At 70.1% G+C, this 17321-nt stretch carries 24 protein-coding genes; 10 read left to right on the top strand and 14 right to left on the bottom strand.

Annotated features, from left to right (window positions below; genetic code table 11):
* Positions 1-188 precede the first annotated feature (188 nt).
* The 3 genes from ACVDFE_RS02710 to ACVDFE_RS02720 are packed head-to-tail and all read left to right on the top strand — an operon-like array spanning position 189 to position 3348.
* Positions 189-1496, top strand: coding sequence for an ABC transporter substrate-binding protein (locus ACVDFE_RS02710; RefSeq protein ID WP_458429465.1), 1308 nt, complete (start codon positions 189-191; stop codon positions 1494-1496).
* The gene (locus ACVDFE_RS02715) at positions 1493-2449 is read left to right on the top strand and encodes a carbohydrate ABC transporter permease (protein WP_360385773.1); all 957 of its coding nucleotides are present in this window, start codon (positions 1493-1495) and stop codon (positions 2447-2449) included. The genes ACVDFE_RS02710 and ACVDFE_RS02715 overlap by 4 nt, the downstream gene beginning before the upstream one ends.
* Positions 2446-3348 carry a carbohydrate ABC transporter permease gene (locus tag ACVDFE_RS02720; RefSeq protein ID WP_458429466.1) on the top strand — a complete coding sequence of 301 codons (903 nt, stop codon included), beginning with the start codon at positions 2446-2448 and terminating at the stop codon, positions 3346-3348. Before ACVDFE_RS02715 ends, ACVDFE_RS02720 begins: the two co-directional genes overlap by 4 nt.
* Before the next feature lie 55 nt (positions 3349-3403).
* Here ACVDFE_RS02720 and lepB read toward each other — a convergent pair whose 3' ends face one another.
* The 8 genes from lepB to ACVDFE_RS02760 form a co-directional block, all read right to left on the bottom strand.
* Positions 3404-4255, bottom strand: coding sequence for a signal peptidase I (lepB, locus tag ACVDFE_RS02725; RefSeq protein WP_360385769.1), 852 nt, complete (start codon positions 4253-4255; stop codon positions 3404-3406).
* Positions 4256-4264: 9 nt separating this feature from the next.
* Positions 4265-5650: a sensor histidine kinase gene (locus ACVDFE_RS02730; protein WP_458429467.1), complete on the bottom strand. Its 1386-nt coding sequence runs from the start codon at positions 5648-5650 to the stop codon at positions 4265-4267.
* Positions 5647-6342 carry a response regulator transcription factor gene (locus ACVDFE_RS02735; protein ID WP_360385767.1) on the bottom strand — a complete coding sequence of 232 codons (696 nt, stop codon included), beginning with the start codon at positions 6340-6342 and terminating at the stop codon, positions 5647-5649. The genes ACVDFE_RS02730 and ACVDFE_RS02735 overlap by 4 nt, the downstream gene beginning before the upstream one ends.
* Positions 6343-6423: 81 nt before the next feature.
* Positions 6424-7035, bottom strand: coding sequence for a trimeric intracellular cation channel family protein (locus ACVDFE_RS02740; protein WP_360385765.1), 612 nt, complete (start codon positions 7033-7035; stop codon positions 6424-6426).
* A 19-nt stretch (positions 7036-7054) separates the two neighbouring features.
* Positions 7055-7816, bottom strand: coding sequence for a nucleotidyltransferase domain-containing protein (locus ACVDFE_RS02745; RefSeq protein ID WP_360385763.1), 762 nt, complete (start codon positions 7814-7816; stop codon positions 7055-7057).
* 69 nt (positions 7817-7885) lie between these two features.
* Entirely contained in the window at positions 7886-9055 is a 1170-nt protein-coding gene (locus tag ACVDFE_RS02750) for a GNAT family N-acetyltransferase (protein WP_458429468.1), read from the bottom strand.
* A gap of 10 nt (positions 9056-9065) precedes the next feature.
* Positions 9066-9881: a 3-hydroxyacyl-CoA dehydrogenase family protein gene (locus tag ACVDFE_RS02755; RefSeq protein ID WP_458429469.1), complete on the bottom strand. Its 816-nt coding sequence runs from the start codon at positions 9879-9881 to the stop codon at positions 9066-9068.
* Positions 9878-10198: an EthD family reductase gene (locus ACVDFE_RS02760; protein ID WP_458429470.1), complete on the bottom strand. Its 321-nt coding sequence runs from the start codon at positions 10196-10198 to the stop codon at positions 9878-9880. Before ACVDFE_RS02760 ends, ACVDFE_RS02755 begins: the two co-directional genes overlap by 4 nt.
* A 74-nt stretch (positions 10199-10272) precedes the next feature.
* Between ACVDFE_RS02760 and ACVDFE_RS02765 the strand changes: the two genes are divergently transcribed.
* Positions 10273-10920: a histidine phosphatase family protein gene (locus ACVDFE_RS02765; RefSeq protein WP_360385755.1), complete on the top strand. Its 648-nt coding sequence runs from the start codon at positions 10273-10275 to the stop codon at positions 10918-10920.
* On the opposite strand, the gene rpmF is transcribed toward ACVDFE_RS02765, so the two are convergent.
* Genes rpmF through ACVDFE_RS02780 form a run of 3 tightly spaced genes read right to left on the bottom strand, consistent with a single transcriptional unit; the run spans position 10917 to position 12210 of the window.
* The gene (rpmF, locus tag ACVDFE_RS02770) at positions 10917-11078 is read right to left on the bottom strand and encodes a 50S ribosomal protein L32 (protein ID WP_360385753.1); all 162 of its coding nucleotides are present in this window, start codon (positions 11076-11078) and stop codon (positions 10917-10919) included. The genes ACVDFE_RS02765 and rpmF overlap by 4 nt on opposite strands.
* Positions 11078-11329 (bottom strand): type B 50S ribosomal protein L31, encoded by a 252-nt coding sequence (locus tag ACVDFE_RS02775; protein WP_360385751.1) that lies wholly within the window; start codon positions 11327-11329, stop codon positions 11078-11080. The genes rpmF and ACVDFE_RS02775 overlap by 1 nt, the downstream gene beginning before the upstream one ends.
* Positions 11326-12210 (bottom strand): GTP-binding protein, encoded by an 885-nt coding sequence (locus ACVDFE_RS02780; protein ID WP_458429471.1) that lies wholly within the window; start codon positions 12208-12210, stop codon positions 11326-11328. Before ACVDFE_RS02780 ends, ACVDFE_RS02775 begins: the two co-directional genes overlap by 4 nt.
* A gap of 66 nt (positions 12211-12276) precedes the next feature.
* Between ACVDFE_RS02780 and rpmB the strand changes: the two genes are divergently transcribed.
* From rpmB to rpsR, 4 genes are read left to right on the top strand one after another with little or no spacing between them, the layout of a single operon-like run.
* Complete coding sequence (gene rpmB, locus ACVDFE_RS02785; protein WP_360385748.1) at positions 12277-12507, top strand: 50S ribosomal protein L28; 231 nt, start codon at positions 12277-12279, stop codon at positions 12505-12507.
* On the top strand, positions 12507-12674 hold the full coding sequence (gene rpmG / locus ACVDFE_RS02790) for a 50S ribosomal protein L33 (RefSeq protein WP_065914914.1): 168 nt from the start codon (positions 12507-12509) through the stop codon (positions 12672-12674). Before rpmB ends, rpmG begins: the two co-directional genes overlap by 1 nt.
* Entirely contained in the window at positions 12674-12967 is a 294-nt protein-coding gene (gene rpsN / locus ACVDFE_RS02795) for a 30S ribosomal protein S14 (protein WP_360385745.1), read from the top strand. The genes rpmG and rpsN overlap by 1 nt, the downstream gene beginning before the upstream one ends.
* Positions 12961-13194: a 30S ribosomal protein S18 gene (gene rpsR / locus ACVDFE_RS02800; protein ID WP_360386651.1), complete on the top strand. Its 234-nt coding sequence runs from the start codon at positions 12961-12963 to the stop codon at positions 13192-13194. The genes rpsN and rpsR overlap by 7 nt, the downstream gene beginning before the upstream one ends.
* Here the strand turns inward: rpsR and ACVDFE_RS02805 are convergent.
* A complete protein-coding gene (locus ACVDFE_RS02805) occupies positions 13142-13498 on the bottom strand; it encodes a hypothetical protein (protein WP_360385743.1) in 357 nt (118 codons plus the stop codon). The two genes, rpsR and ACVDFE_RS02805, sit on opposite strands and share 53 nt — an antisense overlap.
* Before the next feature lie 83 nt (positions 13499-13581).
* Between ACVDFE_RS02805 and bluB the strand changes: the two genes are divergently transcribed.
* Positions 13582-14214: a 5,6-dimethylbenzimidazole synthase gene (gene bluB / locus ACVDFE_RS02810; protein WP_360385741.1), complete on the top strand. Its 633-nt coding sequence runs from the start codon at positions 13582-13584 to the stop codon at positions 14212-14214.
* Between the two features lie 44 nt (positions 14215-14258).
* On the top strand, positions 14259-15758 hold the full coding sequence (locus tag ACVDFE_RS02815) for a tetratricopeptide repeat-containing diguanylate cyclase (protein WP_458429472.1): 1500 nt from the start codon (positions 14259-14261) through the stop codon (positions 15756-15758).
* A gap of 36 nt (positions 15759-15794) precedes the next feature.
* On the opposite strand, the gene ACVDFE_RS02820 is transcribed toward ACVDFE_RS02815, so the two are convergent.
* The gene (locus ACVDFE_RS02820) at positions 15795-16442 is read right to left on the bottom strand and encodes a response regulator (protein WP_065914918.1); all 648 of its coding nucleotides are present in this window, start codon (positions 16440-16442) and stop codon (positions 15795-15797) included.
* A gap of 134 nt (positions 16443-16576) precedes the next feature.
* Complete coding sequence (locus ACVDFE_RS02825) at positions 16577-17209, bottom strand: peptidoglycan recognition protein family protein (RefSeq protein ID WP_458429473.1); 633 nt, start codon at positions 17207-17209, stop codon at positions 16577-16579.
* Positions 17210-17321: the final 112 nt, after the last annotated feature.

Below are 17321 nucleotides of genomic sequence, written 5' to 3' on the forward strand. Positions count from 1 at the left end.
GCTCTGTTCGGCGGTTGACCGCAACGAGTACCGGGAACGGTCCGGACACAGCGCGTGCACTGCGTGTGCACTGGTTTAACAGCTCCGTAACGGGACTTGACATGCTGTGTGGCTGGGACCACATTGTGCGCAACTTTGTTGGAGTCCTGTTCGGTTCGCACGAGCGAGTGTCACCTGTAGGAGCGATGATGGTTCGGTACGCGTCGGGTTCCACTCCCCTGCCGCACTTCGGCAGGCGCACCATGCTGCGCGTCATGCTGGCCGGTGCGGGTGTCGCCGCCACCGGTGGCCTCGCGGCCTGCGGCGGCGGCTCGGGCTCCGGTGCGGACTCGAAGGTCGTGACGTTCGGCAACAACCTCAGCGACCAGGTGCCGAAGGACGCGATCACCGCGGCGCTGAAGGCGTTCGAGGCGAGCTCGGGCGGCCTGTCGGTCACGATCAACACCAAGCAGCACGAGCAGTACCAGGAGCAGATCAACAACTACCTGCAGGGCAAGCCGGACGACGTACTGGCGTGGTTCGCCGGCTACCGGATGCGGTTCTTCGCCGACCAGGGCCTGACCGGCGACCTCAGCGACCTGTGGGGCAAGGTCGGCGGCAACTACTCCGACGCGCTCAAGCAGGCCTCCACCGGCACCGACGGCAAGCAGTACTTCGTGCCGTTCACCCAGTACGCGTGGGGCATGTTCTACCGCAAGAGCCTGTGGCAGGAGCGCGGCTACGAGGTGCCCAAGACGCTCGACGAGCTCGTGGCGCTGTCCACGAGGATGAAGGCGGACGGCCTGATCCCGATCGCCTTCGCGCAGAAGCAGGGCTGGCCGGGCATGGGCACGTTCGACCAGCTCAACTTCCGCATCAACGGCTACCAGTTCCACGTCGACCTGCTGGCCGGCAAGGAGGACTGGCAGGACAAGCGGGTCAAGGACGTCTTCGACACCTGGAAGCGGCTGCTGCCGTTCCACCAGGAGAACGCGCTCGGCCGCGAGTGGCAGGAAGCCGCGCAGACGTTGCAGCAGAAGAAGTCCGGCATGTACCTGCTGGGCGCGTTCGTGGGCCAGCAGTTCCCCGACGCCGACAAGGCCGACCTCGACTTCTTCCCGTTCCCGGAGATCAACCCCGCGCACGGCACCGACACGGTCGAGGCGCCGATCGACGGCTACCTGATGGCGAAGAAGCCGGCCAACTCCGAGGGCGCGCTCAAGCTCCTGGAGTACCTGTCCTCCGCCGAACCGCAGCTCGCCTACCTCAAGGCCGACCCGACCGCGGTCGCGACCAACCAGAAGGCGGACCAGGCGAGCTACAGCCCGCTGCAGAAGAAGGTGGCGGACACCATCAAGAACGCCAAGCACATCACGCAGTTCCTCGACCGCGACACCGACCCCGGCTTCGCGAGCGAGGCGGCGACCAACGGGCTGATCGCGTTCATCAAGGACCCGAACAGCGTCGACTCCGTGCTCAAGGGCATGGCCGACCAGGCGAAGAACATCTTCAAGTGACCGCGGTCCAGGAGAAGCCGAAGGCGGTGGTCCCCAGCGGGCCGCCGCCTCGCCGGCGTGGGAAGCGCGCCACCGCGCTGGCGGGCACGGACAAGCTGGTGCTGGCGCTCATGCTCGGCATCCCCACGCTCGTGCACCTCATGTTCGTGTGGGTCCCGGCATTGGGCTCGGTCGCGCTGTCGTTCAGCAAGTGGAACGGCATCGGCGGCTTCGAGGACATCGAGTGGATCGGTGTCGGGAACTACGCCGAGATCTTCACCGAGTACCCGCGGTTCTGGCCCGCGGTGCAGCACAACCTGGTGTGGCTGGCGTTCCTGCTGGTCGTCCCGACCTGCGCCGGTCTGCTGCTGGCCGTGCTGCTCGACCGCGAGCTGCGGTTCAGCCGGGTCTACCAGAGCGCGCTGTACATGCCGATGGTGCTGTCGCTCGCGCTGGTCGGCTTCATCTGGCAGCTGATCTACACGCCCGACGGCGGCCTGCTCAACTCGCTGCTGGGGCTCGGGGACAACCCGGTCGACTTCATCGGCGACTCGGACATCAACCTGTACGCGGTGCTCGTCGCGGCGGCGTGGCGGCACACCGGCTACATCATGCTGCTGTACCTGGCGGGCCTGAAGGCGGTGGACCCGGCGCTCAAGGAGGCTGCGGCACTGGACGGCGCGTCGGCGGCGCAGACGTTCTTCCGCGTCACCTTCCCGGTGATGAAGCCGGTCAACATCGTGGTGGCCGTCGTGACGGTGATCGAGGCGCTGCGCGCGTTCGACATCGTCTACGTCATCAACAAGGGCCGCAACGGACTGGAGCTGCTGTCGGTGCTGGTGACCGACAACATCATCGGCGAGGCCTCCCGCATCGGCCGCGGCTCCGCGGTCGCGGTGATCCTGTTGACGATCTCGCTCGGCGTCATCATCCCGTACCTGTACCAGGTGTTCAGCAAGGAGAACCGGACGTGACGGCCACGCTGGAACGGCCCTCGGTGCCGGCCGTGAAGAAGCACCCGGTGACCCCCGCGCGGGTCGCGCTGCACGTGTTCCTGGTCCTCACCTGCCTGGTGACCCTGGCGCCGCTGCTGTGGGCGGTCTACGCCTCGCTGCGCACCTATGACGACACGTCGGTCAACGGCTACTTCTCCATCGCGAAGTCGCTGACGCTCGACAACTTCGCCAAGGCGTGGGAGGTCGGCGACCTGCCGCACTTCTACTGGAACACGTTCCTGATCACCGTCCCGGCGCTGGTCGTCACGCTGGTGCTCAGCTCGATGGTCGCGTTCGGCGTGTCCCGGTTCAGCTTCAAGTTCAACATCGCGCTGCTGATGGTCTTCACGGCGGGCAACCTGCTGCCGCAGCAGGTGATCGTGACGCCGCTGTGGCGGCTGTACCGGCTGATCGAGCTGCCGGCGTGGCTGTCGGAGAGCGAGTCGCTGATCGACTCCCCGCTCGGCGTGATCCTGATCCACATCGCGTTCCAGATGGGCTTCTGCACGTTCGTGCTGTCGAACTACATGAAGACCATCCCGTACGAGCTGACCGAGGCCGCCCGCGTGGACGGCGCGTCGGTGTTCCGGCAGTACTGGCAGCTCACCCTGCCGCTGTGCCGTCCGGTGCTCGCCGCGCTCGCGACGCTGGAGTTCACCTGGATCTACAACGACTTCCTGTGGGCGTTGGTGCTGATCCAGGACGGCGACAAGATGCCGGTCACCTCGGCGCTGCAGAACCTCAAGGGCACGTTCTTCACCGACAACAACCTCGTCGCAGCCGGCTCTCTGCTGGTCGCGCTGCCCACGCTGGTGGTGTTCTTCGTGCTGCAACGGCAGTTCGTCGGCGGCCTCACGCTGGGGTCGACGAAGGGCTGACCGGCAACGCGCAACGCCCCCGGGCCATCGGCTCGGGGGCGTTGTCGTGTGCGGACTACTTGCCGCCGGTCTGCGGGTTGTGGTCCGAGATGGTGCCCCACCGGCTGACCGGGATCACGATCACCCGCGCCTTGCCCACGACGTTGTCGATCGGGATCGCACCGTCGGCGGGCGTCGGGTCGCCGTGCTTGCGCGAGTCGGACGAGTTGTTGCGGTTGTCGCCCATCACCCACAGCTTGCCCGCGGGAACGGTGACCTTCTCGAACGTCTCCTGCTGCTTCGGGCCGGGACCGAAGTTGATGTACGGCTCGTCCAGCGGCTTGCCGTCGACGAGGACGCGGCCCTTGTCGTCACAGCACTCGACGGTCTGCCCGCCGACGGCGATGACGCGCTTGATGAAGTCGGTGCCGCTGGGCTCGGAGAGGTTCACCATCGAGCCGAGGTCCTGCAGCGTGCCCTGCACGAAACCGGGGGGCTGCTTGCCGCCGGTCCAGTTCGGCGGGCCGCGGAAGACGATCACGTCACCGGGCTGGGGGTCGCGGAACAGGTAGGTGATCTTCTCGACCAGCACCTTGTCGTTTACGCAGCCCGTGCAGCCGTGCAGCGTCGTCTCCATCGAGGCCGACGGGATGACGAACACGCGCGCGATGAACGTCTGGATGACGACGGTCAGCAGCAGCGCCACGCCGAAGATGACCAGCAGCTCTTTCCAGAACGGCTGCTTCTTCTTCGGCTTCTTCTTCGAGAACCCCGGCGTCGAGTCGTCGTCGGGTGAGGACGACGACGACTGCGCGGAGGACCGGGACGCGGACGTGGAGAAGCGCGACGTGGGCTCGGCAGGACCGTCCCCGGCCGGCGGGGTCGTCTCCCAGGTCGACGAAGAATCGTCGTTCACGCGATGACTCACACCCCCACCTTACGGACGTCCGGGTAGGCGCAACGTGAACAGGGCACCGCCCTCGGGCGCCCTGCCCGCGGTGGCCGTGCCGCCGTGCCGTTGCGCGACCTGCTTCACGATGGCGAGCCCCAGCCCGGAACCCGGCAGCGTGCGCGCCTCCGACGAACGGTAGAACCGCTCGAAAACGTGAGGTAGATCGGCATCCGCGATGCCGGGGCCCGCGTCCGCCACCTCCACCGCGGCACTGCCGTCGCCGAGCTGGCGGAGCTCCAGCCGCACCGCCGAGCCCGAGGGGCTGAACTTCACCGCGTTGTCGAGGAGGTTCAGCACCGCGCGTTCGAGCGCACTCGAATCACCCAGAAGTGTCCACGGTTGCAGCCGCACGTCGAAGGTGACGGCACCGGAGGCACGGCGGCGGGCGCGGTCCAGCGCCCGTTCCACGACCTCCACGAGGTCGACGGGCTCGTGCACGACCTGAGGTGCGTCCTCACGGGCCAGTTCGACCAGGTCACCGATGAGCGTGGTGAGCTCGTCGAGCTGAGCGCGCACATCGGACTGGATCTCCCGCTTGTCCTCTTCGGACAACGTGGGTGAATCCGGGCGTTCCGACGCGAGCAGCAGCTCCAGGTTGGTGCGCATCGACGTCAGCGGGGTGCGCAGCTCGTGGCCCGCGTCGGCGACCAGGCGGCGTTGCCGTTCCTGCGACTCCGCGACCGCGCCGAGCATGGCGTTGAAGCTGTGCGTCAACCGGGCCAGCTCGTCGTCGCCGGAGACCGGGATCGGCGTGAGGTCACCGGTGTTCGCGACGCGTTCGGTGGCCTCGGTCAGCCGTTGCACCGGCCGCAGACCGGTGCGTGCCACGGCCGTGCCCGCGATGGCAGCGAGCAGCACGCCGGCACCGCCGATCAGCAGCAGCACGATGCTGAGCTTCGCGAGCGTGGCGCGTTGCGGCTCCAGCGACTGCGCGATCACGATCGCCGAGCCGTTGCGGTAGCCGACGGCGATCGCCCGCGTGTCCGTCTTGTAGTCGGTCCACAGGAAGTCGCTGCGCAGGCCCTGCGCGACCTCGCGCGCCTGCGGTGCGTTCGGCGGCTCCTGCGAGTTCTCCGGGTAGCGCAACGTGCCGGTCGAGCCGGACAGCAGGCCCATCCGCACGTCACCGGCCGCGAGGAACGCCGCCGGGTACGTCGTCACCTGGGCGTCGTTGATCGCCACGCCGTTGACGACGGCCACGGCGCGTTCGCGCAGGCTCTCGTCCAGGGCGTCGTAGACGTTCTTGCGCACGATCATGTACGCGCCGAACGACACCAGTGCGACCGCGCCGGCGACGCAGAAGGCCGCCAGCCAGGTGACCCGAGCCCGCAGCGACGCCCGTTGCAGCCGTCCCTGGGGTTCGGCGATCACGGAGGCGTCTCCCGCAGGACGTAGCCCACCCCGCGCACCGTGTGGATCAACCGGGGCTCGCCCTCCGCCTCCGTCTTGCGGCGCAGGTAGCCCACGTAGACCTCCAGCGCGTTGCCCGAGGTCGGGAAGTCGTATCCCCACACGTCCTCCAGGATGCGGCCGCGGGTGAGCACCTGGCGCGGGTGCGCCAGCAGGAGCTCGAGCAGCGCGAACTCGGTGCGGGTCAGGCTGATCGGCCGCTCGCCGCGGCGCACGTCCCGCGTGGACGGGTCGAGCTCCAGGTCGGCGAACCTCAGCACGGCGGCGGAGCCGGACGCGGCCTCGGTGTCGTGGGTGGCCCGCCGCAGCAGCGCCCGCAGCCGGGCGAGCAGCTCCTCCAGCGCGAACGGCTTGGGCAGGTAGTCGTCGGCACCGGCGTCCAGACCGGACACCCGGTCGCTCACCGCGTCCCGCGCCGTGAGCACGAGGATGGGCAGGTCGTCACCGGTGCTGCGCAGCCTGCGGCACACCTCGAGCCCGTCGAGGCGCGGCATCATCACGTCGAGCACCATCGCGTCCGGCCTGGCGGCGGTCACCGACTCCAGTGCCTGCATGCCGTCACCGGCGGTCTCGACCTGGTAGCCGTTGAACTGCAGCGAGCGCCGGAGCGACTCCCGGACCGCCCGATCGTCATCGACAACGAGGATGCGCATGTGGGTCAGTCTTGCCGAGGGAACTGAGAGGCGCCTGAGAAGGTCCTCAACAGCGGGTGTGAGTTCGGCGTTAGCCGCCGCTCAGCCGTCCAGGCCCCGCGCGACGGGGGCGTTCCACTTCCGCCACAGCGCCACCAGCCGGACGGTGATGATCAGCACCGCACCGGCCAGCGCCACCAGGCCCTTCGGCAGCCGCGCCCACTCGCCGACCGCCACGACCACCGCTCCGGCCAGCGCGGCGACGGCGTAGATCTCCCGCCGGAGCACCAACGGGATCTCCCGCAGCAGCAAGTCGCGCAACGCGCCACCGCCGATGCCGGTGGTCATGCCGACCAGGCACGCCGCGTACGGGGGTGCGCCGAGGGTGAGCGCGGTCGTCGTGCCGGAGGTGACGAACAGCCCCAGGCCGACGGCGTCGAGCACCAGCACCGAGCGCCGCAGCTTCGCCACCTGCGGGCTGAACCAGAAGACGAGCACCCCGGTCACGCCGGCGACCAGCAGGTACGGCCAGGTCCGCAGGCTCGTGGGCGGGTGCACGCCGAGCAGGACGTCGCGCACGATGCCGCCGCCCAGCGCCGTGGTGAGCGCCAGGATCACGACGCCGAACACGTCGAGCCTGGCCCGCACGGCGGCGAGCGCGCCGGAGGCGGCGAAGACGGCGATCCCGATCAGCTCGAGTGCGGTGAGCAGCACGGACGAGAAGGGTACGTGGTCACCGGGGTGGCGCCTCCCTGCGGTAACCGGCCTCCAGCCGCCCTCCCGCGGCGGCCAGCACGCGTTCGACGCACTGCGCGAACCACTTCGGGTCACCGCCGCGCGCCAGCGCCCGGTAGGCGTCCACGAGCTCGCCCTCGCCCGCGTCGCGCAGCCGGCGCAGCAGCCACTTGCCGTGGCCGAGCCACCGGTTGCGCACCACCAGCGCCAGCTCGCCCGCGCCGGTCAGCAGCTTCGCCGCGACGAACAGCAGCTCGTCGTCGTCCCGCGCGGAGACGAGGTCCTCCAGCATGTCGGTGACGGCGTAGCGGCGGTCCTCCAGCTCGGTCACGGTCGGCGGCGGCGGGCCCGCGTCGAGCAGGAGTCGCGCCTCGGCCCGCAGCCGCGCGCCGGTGCCGTCCGCGTCGAGCATCATCAGCCCCTCCGCGCACATGTACAGCAGCGGCGGGCGGCGTTCCTTCGTGTCGCGGGCGACGAAGTCCAGGAAGGACTCGACGGTGTGGCAGAACAGCTCGACCGGCCAGCCGCGGTGCACGAACGTCTCCCGGTACGCGCCGCGCAGCCCGTCGATGATCACGACGAGGTCGAGGTCGGAGTTCGGTGTGTAGTCACCGGCGGCGGCACTGCCACCGAGGAACGCGGCCCGTGCGAGCGCGAAGTGCTCGTCGAGCAGGTCCCGCGCGGCGGCCACCGGTTCCCGGTCCCGGCACAGCGGGTGCCCGTTCGGGTACCACTGCGCACGCCTGATCTCCCCAGACATGCCGCCATTGTCACCCGATGGGGGCGGTCGGGCGACGAGTGACATGCGGGACGGCCGGTAACGGCGCCGTCAGAAGAAGTCGGCCAGCCGCGGCACGCCCGCCGAGCCGACGAGCCGGTCCAGCGCCACCGCGTCCGCCGGGTCGCCTTCGAGCAGCCCGGCCCGCCGCAGCGCGTGCGTGTTCTGCAGGCCGGAGAACCACGGTCCCAGCGCGCGGGCGTGCACCCGCACCGCGCCCGATCCGCCCGGTTCGACCCGCACCACGCCGTCCGAGGCGACGATCCGGCACGGTCCGGCGTGCCACGGCGCCCGCGGGTCGACGACCTCCAGGTCCACGGCCAGGTCCGCGGCCGGGTCGCCGGTGCACGACCAGCCCCGTGCGGCGACGGCGGCGGGCAGGTCGACGACCCGCAGCATCCAGGTCGAGGTCAGCACCGAGTGGCGCACCGGGGTCGCGCCGAGCAGGTCGACCGTCGCCGGGTCCACGATCCGCAGGTCGACGGCCTCCAGCGTGCCCGCCCACGACTTCAGCGACGCGAGCAGCGTCAGCTGGGCGTCGAGGTCGGCGCCGACGAGGTCGAACACCTTGAGCCGGCCCATGCCGTCGCCGGGTTCGCGCTTGGCGGTGAGGTAGCCGCGCAGCCCGTCCGGTCCCGGCAGCACGGTGACGACGTCCAGCTCCAGCACCTCGGCCGGGTCGATCCGGGGTGGCCGCCGGTCGGCGAGGCCGTCGACGGTCCGCGCCACCTCCAGGTAGCACTCGTGGATCGCCGCCAGGTCGCTCTCCCGCGCGGGCCGCGCCGGGACCCGCTCGGCAGGACCGGGGATCGAGAGCACCCGGTCCATCGGCAGCTCGACCCACTCGAAGCGCCCCGCGCGTTCCCAGCCGAAGCCCCGGTAGAGCGCGGGCACGGTCGGGTACAGCGCGGAGACGGCCTGACCCTGCTCCCGCATGACGCCCAGCGCCGCGTCGAGCAGCGCGCCCGCGACGCCCCTGCCGCGGAACGACCCGTCCACGGCGACACCGCCGATCCCGCCCATGGGGACCGCGGCGCCGCCGTAGAACTGGGCGTACGCGCCGATGCCGAGGACGCCGGCGACCTGGCCGTCGACCTCGGCGACCAGGCCGTGCGTGCCGGGGCGCACCAGCCGTTCCGGCCGCTCGGTCGAGTTGAACGCGACCCTCCGCAGCCGGAACACCGCGTCCAGGTCGTCCTCGCCGTACTCACGGATGTGCACGGGCACCTCTCTACCAGGTGAAGAAGCCCTGGCCGGTCTTGCGCCCCAGCTCACCGGCCGCCACCTTGTCGCGCAGCAGCCGCGGCGGCGCGAAGCGCGGTCCGAGCTGGGCCGCGAGGTGGTCGGCGATGGCCAGCCGCACGTCGAGCCCGACCAGGTCGGTGAGCTCCAGCGGGCCCATCGGCCAGCGGTAGCCGAGCTTCATGCCGGTGTCGATGTCGGCCGCGGAGGCGACCCCCTCCTCCAGCATCCTGATGGCCTCCAGGCCGACCGCGACGCCGAGCCGGGACGTCGCGAAGCCGGGCGAGTCCCTGACCTCGATGACGGTCTTGCCCAGCTGTTCGGCCCAGGTCCGCGCCTTGGCGACGGTGGCGGGGTCGACGCCGTCGTGGTGGACGAGCTCGACGAGCTGCTGCACCGGGACGGGGTTGAAGAAGTGCATGCCCAGCACGCGTTCGCCGGGCAGTCCCGCGGCGATCTCGGCGATCGACAGCGACGAGGTGTTGGACGCGAGCACCGCGTCCGGGCACCGCCGGGCGGCGTTGCCGAGGACCTGCTGCTTGAGCGGCACGTTCTCCGGCACGGCCTCGACGACCAGCTCGGCGTCCGCGGGCAGCTCACCGGTGCTCAGGTTCGCGAACACCGCGCCGGCGTCCGCGAGCTTGCCCTTCTCCTGCGCCTTGTCGAGCGACCGCTTGACGGTGCGCGCGCCCTGTTCGGCCCGCTCGGCGTCCGCCTCGGCCAGCGTGACCTCGTGGCCGCCCGCGAGCAGCACGTGGGCGATGCCGGCGCCCATCGTGCCGCCGCCGATGACGACGGCCTTCACCGTTCGACCACCTCGGCGCTGAACATCGCCACGAGCTCCATGCCGCCGATCTCGGCGAGGTTGGCGCCCGACGAGGCCCACTCCGGCGTCTGCACGGCGGCCCTCATCGACTCGGCGGACTCGAAGTACATCTCGGCGACCAGGTGCGGCTCGGTGTCGCCCAGGAATCCGGCGAAGAACACCTGCTGCACCCTCGCGACCTCGGCCCGCACCAGGCCGGGCACGGAGGCGACGATCGGCAGGTGCGACTCGAAGTACCTCTGGTCGAAGCCCTCGGGGTCGGCGGGCCTCTTGTACAGCGCGATGTACTTGATCATGTGACGGCTTCCTCCTCGACTCGCCGAGCACTGTAACGCCGACGGCACCCGCGGGCGCAGGGCACGATGGAGAGGTGCGGATCATCCTGCTGCGCCACGGCCAGAGCCTCGGCAACGTCGACGAGCTCGCCTACTGCCGCATCCCCGACCACGCCCTGCCGCTGACCGAGACCGGTGAGGAGCAGGCCCGCGCGGCCGGCCCGGTGATCAGGGCGCTGGCCGGCGACGAACCGGTCGCGGCCTACGTGTCGCCGTACCGCAGGACGAGGCGGACGTTCGAGCTGCTGGGCCTCGACACCGAGCGGGTCGTCACCGAGCCGCGGGTGCGCGAGCAGGACTGGGGCAACCTCCAGGACCCGGTGCAGCAGGAGGTGCTCAAGCACCAGCGGCACGCGTTCGGGCACTTCTTCTTCCGGTTGCCCAACGGCGAGTCCGGCGCGGACGTGGACGACCGCGTGGCGGCGTTCCTCGACGGCCTCACGGTGCGGATGCACGAGGACGAGGAGCACCCGAAGACCGTGCTGGTCGTGTCGCACGGGCTGACGATCAGGTTGCTGTGCCGCAGGTTCTTCGACTGGAGCATCGACCTGTTCGAGTCGCTGTCCAACCCGGACACGTGCGAGCACCGCGTGCTCGACCACGACGGGACGCGGTGGAGGCTGGATCGCCCGTTCGTCCAGTGGCGCGACTCACCGGACGGGACGACCCAGCTGGCCCACTAGAGGAGTCCGCGCTTGTAGGCGGCGACGAGACGGCGTGGGACGAGGAGTTCCTTGCCGTCCAACGTCTTCACGCGCACCAGGTCCGGTGCGGTGGCCTTCCACTGCGAACGGCGGTGGCGGGTGTTGGAACGCGAGGTCTTGCGCTTGGGAACGGCCATCAGCGCTCACGCTTCCCGTAGCGGCGGTTGAACTTCTCGACCCGGCCCGCGGTGTCGACGAGCCGTTGCGTGCCCGTCCAGAACGGGTGCGAGTCGGCGGTGATGTCGACGGTGAGCAACGGGTAGGTGTTGCCGTCCTCCCACTCGACCGTCCGGTTCGAGGTGGCGGTCGAGCGGGTCAGGAACGTCCTTCCGGTGGACGCGTCCTGGAAGACCACCGGGTGGTAGTCGGGGTGGATGCCGGGCTTCATGTCTGCAACTTCCTGATCGAGTCCACGAAGGACAGTTCGTCGTCGGTGAGCAGTGCGTCGGCGAACGCCGCGGTGATGCCGTCCGGCTCGCCCACGGTGATCGCCACGATCTGGGTGGTCCTGCCCTCGCGCGGCCCGCCGGTGCCGACGTGCAGGCCACCGCCCGCGGACTCCAGGTGCAGCGCGGTGTCCGGTTCGTCGGCGACCCACAGCCGGCCGCGCGAGCGCACGACCGTGCCGTCGAGCAACGCGTCCAGCGCGTCGTCGAGCCGCTTCGGGTGGAACGGGCGGTCGGCGGTGAACACCGCCGTGGAGACACCGCACTCGGGGACGAGCGGGATCATCCGCGGCCTGCTGCCGCGCCTGACCTCCACGGTGTCGGGCGTGCAGCGGTGCGCGCCTGGAGCCAGCCGGTCGAGCACGGCGAGGGTGCGGTCGTCCGCGTCGCCCTTCAGCACCAGCACGTCGGCGGCCTCGGCCTGCGCGACCACGACCTGGGCGACCGTGCGCTGGTCGCTGACCACCGAGGCGTCACCCAGCGCGTCGTCCAGCCAGGTCGCCGCGTCCAGCACGGTGATCACGCACTCGACGTCCACGTCGAGGTCGCGGCGCACGACGTCCGGTTCCAGCAACGGGTCCAGGTGCAGCACGACCGTGTGACCTCGGAGTGCTTCGAGCAGCGCCTTCAGGTCGTCGCGCACGGTGCAGGACACGCAGCCGTGCAGCAGGTCGACCTCGGTGGCGACGCCGTCGACCCAGCGCCGGACCGCGGTGGGCGTGGCGACGTGCCGCACCAGCACCGATCCGGGCCGGTCGCGCCACACCCGCACGGCCACGTCGTGCTCGACCAGCCCCGCCACCATGACGACAACGGTTTCCATGTGCGCTACCGTAGTTGAAAACGAATGTCGTTTCAATCTGTGTTGTTCCGACCTGGGAGGTACGCAATGCGCTGCCAGCTGACGGGCCGTGAGCCCGGCTTCGGCAACCGCGTCTCGCACTCGCACCGCAAGACGCGGCGGCGCTGGAACCCGAACGTCCAGCGCAAGCGGTACTGGGTGCCGTCGCTGAACCGGTTCGTGACGCTGACGCTGTCCACGAAGGCCGTCAAGACCGTCGACAAGCGCGGCATCGAGGCCGTGGTGGCCCAGCTGCGCAAGCAGGGGGTGAAGGTCTGATGGCGAAGGGCAACGACGTCCGGCCGATCATCAAGATGCGGTCGACCGCGGGCACCGGGTTCACCTACGTGACCCGCAAGAACCGCCGCAACGACCCGGACCGGCTGGTGCTGCGCAAGTACGACCCCGTGGCGCGCAAGCACGTCGACTTCAAGGAGGAGCGCTGATGGCGAAGAAGTCCAAGATCGCGGCCGACCGGCGCCGGCGCGAGGTCGTGGCACGCCACGCGTCCCGCCGCGCCGAGCTCAAGGAGATGCTGCGGCACCCCGAGACGCGCGCGGAAGCGTTGCGGGGCCTGCAGAAGCTGCCGCGGGACGCGTCGCCGACCCGGCTGCGCAACCGGGACGTCGTGGACGGACGGCCACGCGCCTACTTCCGCGCGTTCGGGCTGTCGCGGTTGCGGCTGCGGGAGATGGCCCACCGCGGTGAGCTCCCCGGCGTGTCGAAGGCCAGCTGGTGAAGCCGCCGCGGCCTGCGAAGCGCAGGCAGAACCTGCTCGCGAGGGAGGGCGTGGCGGTCGTCGACTGGAAGGACGTCGCGCTGCTGCGCAAGTTCATCTCGGACCGGGGCAAGATCCGGTCGCGCCGGGTGACCGGCCTGACGCCGCAGCAGCAGCGCCAGGTCGCCACCGCGGTCAAAAACGCACGGGAGATGGCTTTGCTGCCGTACCCGTCACAAGGGCGATGACGCGGATCGCCGCGCTGGCCAGGAAGGCCAGCGCGGCGAGCTGCACCAGCAACGCGAGCACCCAGGTCGTGTGTTCGTCGACCGTGAGATCGCCCCGAACACCGACCAGGAAGGTCGCGTACAGACCCCAGCACTGCAACGCGGCCAGCGCGGCACCGAGGACCGTCGTGCGCAGCGACACGACCACCACGACCGCGGCCAGCCCGGCGAGCGCCAGCACCGGCCAGGCACCGGTGAACGCGGTCACACCGACCCCGGCGCCGAAACCCAGGGCGGAGCCATAACCACCTGCCATTCTCGTCATCCGTGGTCCATATCGCGAAGTTGAGATCGGCGCCACCTCTCCGGTGTGAAGTTGGTGCTTTCGTGTGAGGCACGATCACGCGAATGAACCTGTACGAAGCTGTGCACCGCCGCCGCGACACCCGCGCGGAGTTCACCGGTGCGGAGATCCCGCCCGACGTCCTGCGCCGCGTGCTGACCGCCGCCCACGCCGCCCCCAGCGTGGGGCTCTCCCAGCCGTGGGACTTCGTGCTGGTGCGCGACGACTCCGTGCGCCGCGCGTTCCGCGACCACGTGCAGGCCGAGCGCAGCGTGTTCGCCGCCTCGCTGGACGCCGAGCGCGCCGAGACGTTCTCCCGCATCAAGGTCGAGGGCGTCCTGGAGTCCTCGCTGGGCATCGTCGTCACCTACGACCCCGACCGCGGCTCGCCCGCGGTGCTCGGCCGGCACGCCATCGCCGACGCCGGGCTGTACTCGGTGTGCCTGGCCATCCAGAACCTGTGGCTCGCCGCCACCGAGGAGGGCCTCGGTGTGGGCTGGGTGAGCTTCTACCGGGAGGATGTGCTGCGCCGGCTGCTGGGCATCCCCACGAGGGTCCGCCCGGTCGCGTGGCTGTGCGTGGGTCCGGTCCGATCACTGCCCGACACGCCTGATCTGGAACGTCACGGTTGGCGCAACCGCCTACCCCTCGATGACGTCCTGCACCACGATCGGTACGGGGCGCGACCGACCCGGTAGCCTGTGCGGGCCGCTCGGCGAGTCGGAACGGAGTCGATGAACGAGTGGAGCAGCGCGATCCGCTGGTAGCGGGCGAGGTACCGCGGCTGGACCGGGAGGTCCGCGCGTTGCTCGACGCTGGCCGCAAGCCGGAGGCCAACAGCCTGTTCGACGAGGTGGTCACCAAGGTGTCCCCCGGAGCAGACCGCTGGGTGCGGTCGGCCGTGCTGGTGAACCGCGCGGTCATGGCGTGGCGCCTCGGCCGCATCCCCCTCGCACTGGAGCTGGCCGCGGAGGGCTGGACCGACCTCGACACCGACCGCGCCGACAGCCCCGCCGTCGCCGAGACCATGGCCGGCCTGGGCTACCTCATGGAGGGCATCGGCAACCGCCGGGCATCGCTCGACATGCTGCGGCTGTCGGTGCAGGTGGCCCGCCGCGCGGGCAACACCGACACCCTGGCGCGCTGCCTGCAGCGCCTCGGCGGCTCGCTGAACTTCCGCGCCTGCTCCGGTCCGCCCGCCGCCGCACCGGCGATCTTCGAGGAGGCCCTCGCCCACCTGGAGGAAGGCCTCGGGCTGGTGAAGGACGAGAAGATCCGCCGTGCCCTGATGGGCGCCTGCGGTCGTTCCCTCGCGGGCGTCGGCCAGCTGGAGAAGGCCGACGAGTTCGGCGAGGAGACGCTGCGCCTGGCGCTCGACGCCGCCGACCTGTGGGGCATCTCGGTCGGCAACTGGGTCCTCGCCGTGGTCCGCCGCGAGAAGGACGAGCTGGACGAGGCCCGCACGTTCGCCGCCCGCGCGGTGGCGAACGCCGAGCGCATCAACGACACCTCGTTGCTGCTGCGCTTCTCCACCGAGCTCGCCGACATCTGCCACGCACTGGGCGACTCCGTCGGGGAGGCCGAGGCGCTGCGCCGGTCGATGACCGCGGCCCGCACCGCCACCGAGACCCTCCAGGAGGGACTCGGCCAGGCGCTCGAACAACGCCGGGTGGCCGTCCAGGCGCAACGCCTGGCGGTGGCCGCCCAGGAAGCCGCGGCCCGCGACCCGTTGACCGGCCTGGCCAACCGCCTGGGCCTGGAACGCGCGGCGCAGGCACTGCTGGAGTCGACCGCGGCCCGCGGCCGGGTTCCGTGGCTGGTGCTGGTGGACGTGGACTGGTTCAAGGGCGTGAACGACGACGCCGGTCACGCCGCGGGCGACGCCGCCCTGCGCGAGATCGCCGCGCTGCTGCGCCGCGAGTGCCGTTCCGACGACCTGGTCGCCCGCTGGGCGGGCGACGAGTTCGTGGTGCTGCTCGGCGACACCGACCCGAACATGGACGTGGGCCCCACCGTGGCCGAACGCATCCGCGCGGCCGTCGACGGCCACGACTGGACCATGGTGCTCGGCGCGGTCCGCCGCCCGACCGTGAGCATCGGCGTGGCGGCCGGCCCCGCGAAGCTCGACCAGCTGTTCGCGGCAGCGGACATGGCGCTCTACCGGGCCAAGCGGCACGGCCGCAACCGGGTCGAGGTCGAGCCCTCCGCCGACGAGGTGCAGGAGATCGTTTCCGGTGGCTGAGCCGGGCCCCGTGCGGGAGCCCGGCCCAGCCCGTCCTCAGGCGATCAGCCCACCTCGGTAGGCCACCAGGGCGGCCTGCACGCGGTTGACCGCGCCGATCTTGCCGAGCACCGACGACACGTAGCCCTTCACCGTCGCCTCCGACAGGTGCAGCGTGCCACCGATCTCCGCGTTCGACATGCCCTGCCCGATCAGCACGAGCACCTCGCGCTCGCGTTCCGACAGCGACGCCAGCAACCGGCGGGCCGGCTCGGCCATCCGCTCACCGTCGGCGACCGCGGCCAGGACGCGGGCCGCGACACCGGGGTCGAGCACCGCTCCCCCGCGCGCGAGGTCGCGCACGGCCTTCACGAGCTGTTCCGGTTCGGTGTCCTTGAGCAAGAACCCGGAGGCCCCGAGTCTCAACGCCTCCGAGACGTACTCGTCGACGTCGAACGTGGTCAGGATGCACACCCGTGGTGGTTCCGGCAGGGTCCGCAGCCGCCGCAGGGCCGCGAGTCCGTCCGAGGTGCGCATCCGGATGTCGAGCAGGACCACGTGGGGACGGTGCTGGCGCGCCAGGTCGGCCACCAGGTGCCCGTCATCGCATTCGGCGACGACTTCGATGTCCCCGACACTGCTCAGGATCATGCGAAGGCCAGAACGGACGAGGTCCTCGTCGTCGGCCAGCAGAACCTTGATCACGACGCCTCCCGCATTGGCGTTCCGTGCTCCCTCATGAGCCGTGATCTTCGCGTACAACCGCCGAAGGTCACGTTAATTCTCAGTTATCTCATCATGTGGTAACCGTTTTTCGAGATGGCGGGAGGCGTTCACAGTTACCGGAATAGCGCGGTGACTTCGCTGCGTAGGCGCGGCAGCAGGGCATAGAGGGCATCACCTGGACACTGAGTGACCATGAAGTCCCGATGGCCGAAAATCTCACCTGTTGGAATGCCGTACCGGAAACACAGGTGCGCGCAGAAGGCGACCAGTGAATCCCACTGCGCCAGCGGTGGGGAGACGTCCACGTAGAGGCCTTCGTTCTCGATTCCGATGGCGCAGTCGTTCTGACCTGGACAATGCGCGCCGACCACGATGCGGTCGCCGAGCTCGAGGGCGTTGAGGCTGCCGTGCCGCCCCTCCAGGACGAACCCGCCGCGGCTGTTCGAGAAGTGCTGACCTGAGTCGACCCAGCCGTTTTGGTCCATATGAAGGTTCTGAATCCACTGCGCGTGCTCATAGGCCCGACCTATCGACTGGTTGTCGAGGTTCGGGGAAGTTGAATGGTGAATCACAATGCGTTCCGGCTTTCGGACCACCACCTCGATGCCTTCGCCCGGAGGGCGGGCACCCCAGTCGGCGCAGGAATAGATCTGAACAGGGGCTTGCGCGGTCGCGGGCGTGGCGGACAGGGCCGGGACGGCGGCGGTCGCGGTGAGGGATGTCAAGAGCGTGCGTCGGCGGATCATGCTGATCTTCGTCGCATACGTGATCGATACAGCGCATCCGGAAGCAGTTCCAAAAATGCGAAGGTCTTTCGCAATAGGCGTGGCAGAAAGTAATCTGCGCCACATCAACCCT

This window comes from Lentzea chajnantorensis, assembly GCF_054300775.1.

What these genes read in the sequence shown, in the direction of transcription:
- ACVDFE_RS02775 (WP_360385751.1), bottom strand. Translation starts at nt 11,329, where the DNA reads ATGAAGCCCGGCATCCACCCCGACTACCACCCGGTGGTCTTCCAGGAC.
- ACVDFE_RS02745 (WP_360385763.1), bottom strand. Translation starts at nt 7,816, where the DNA reads ATGTCTGGGGAGATCAGGCGTGCGCAGTGGTACCCGAACGGGCACCCG.
- rpmB (WP_360385748.1), top strand. Translation starts at nt 12,277, where the DNA reads ATGCGCTGCCAGCTGACGGGCCGTGAGCCCGGCTTCGGCAACCGCGTC.
- rpmG (WP_065914914.1), top strand. Translation starts at nt 12,507, where the DNA reads ATGGCGAAGGGCAACGACGTCCGGCCGATCATCAAGATGCGGTCGACC.
- rpmF (WP_360385753.1), bottom strand. Translation starts at nt 11,078, where the DNA reads ATGGCCGTTCCCAAGCGCAAGACCTCGCGTTCCAACACCCGCCACCGC.
- ACVDFE_RS02760 (WP_458429470.1), bottom strand. Translation starts at nt 10,198, where the DNA reads ATGATCAAGTACATCGCGCTGTACAAGAGGCCCGCCGACCCCGAGGGC.
- ACVDFE_RS02780 (WP_458429471.1), bottom strand. Translation starts at nt 12,210, where the DNA reads ATGGAAACCGTTGTCGTCATGGTGGCGGGGCTGGTCGAGCACGACGTG.
- ACVDFE_RS02735 (WP_360385767.1), bottom strand. Translation starts at nt 6,342, where the DNA reads ATGCGCATCCTCGTTGTCGATGACGATCGGGCGGTCCGGGAGTCGCTC.
- rpsN (WP_360385745.1), top strand. Translation starts at nt 12,674, where the DNA reads ATGGCGAAGAAGTCCAAGATCGCGGCCGACCGGCGCCGGCGCGAGGTC.
- ACVDFE_RS02710 (WP_458429465.1), top strand. Translation starts at nt 189, where the DNA reads ATGGTTCGGTACGCGTCGGGTTCCACTCCCCTGCCGCACTTCGGCAGG.
- ACVDFE_RS02805 (WP_360385743.1), bottom strand. Translation starts at nt 13,498, where the DNA reads ATGACGAGAATGGCAGGTGGTTATGGCTCCGCCCTGGGTTTCGGCGCC.
- bluB (WP_360385741.1), top strand. Translation starts at nt 13,582, where the DNA reads ATGAACCTGTACGAAGCTGTGCACCGCCGCCGCGACACCCGCGCGGAG.
- ACVDFE_RS02825 (WP_458429473.1), bottom strand. Translation starts at nt 17,209, where the DNA reads ATGATCCGCCGACGCACGCTCTTGACATCCCTCACCGCGACCGCCGCC.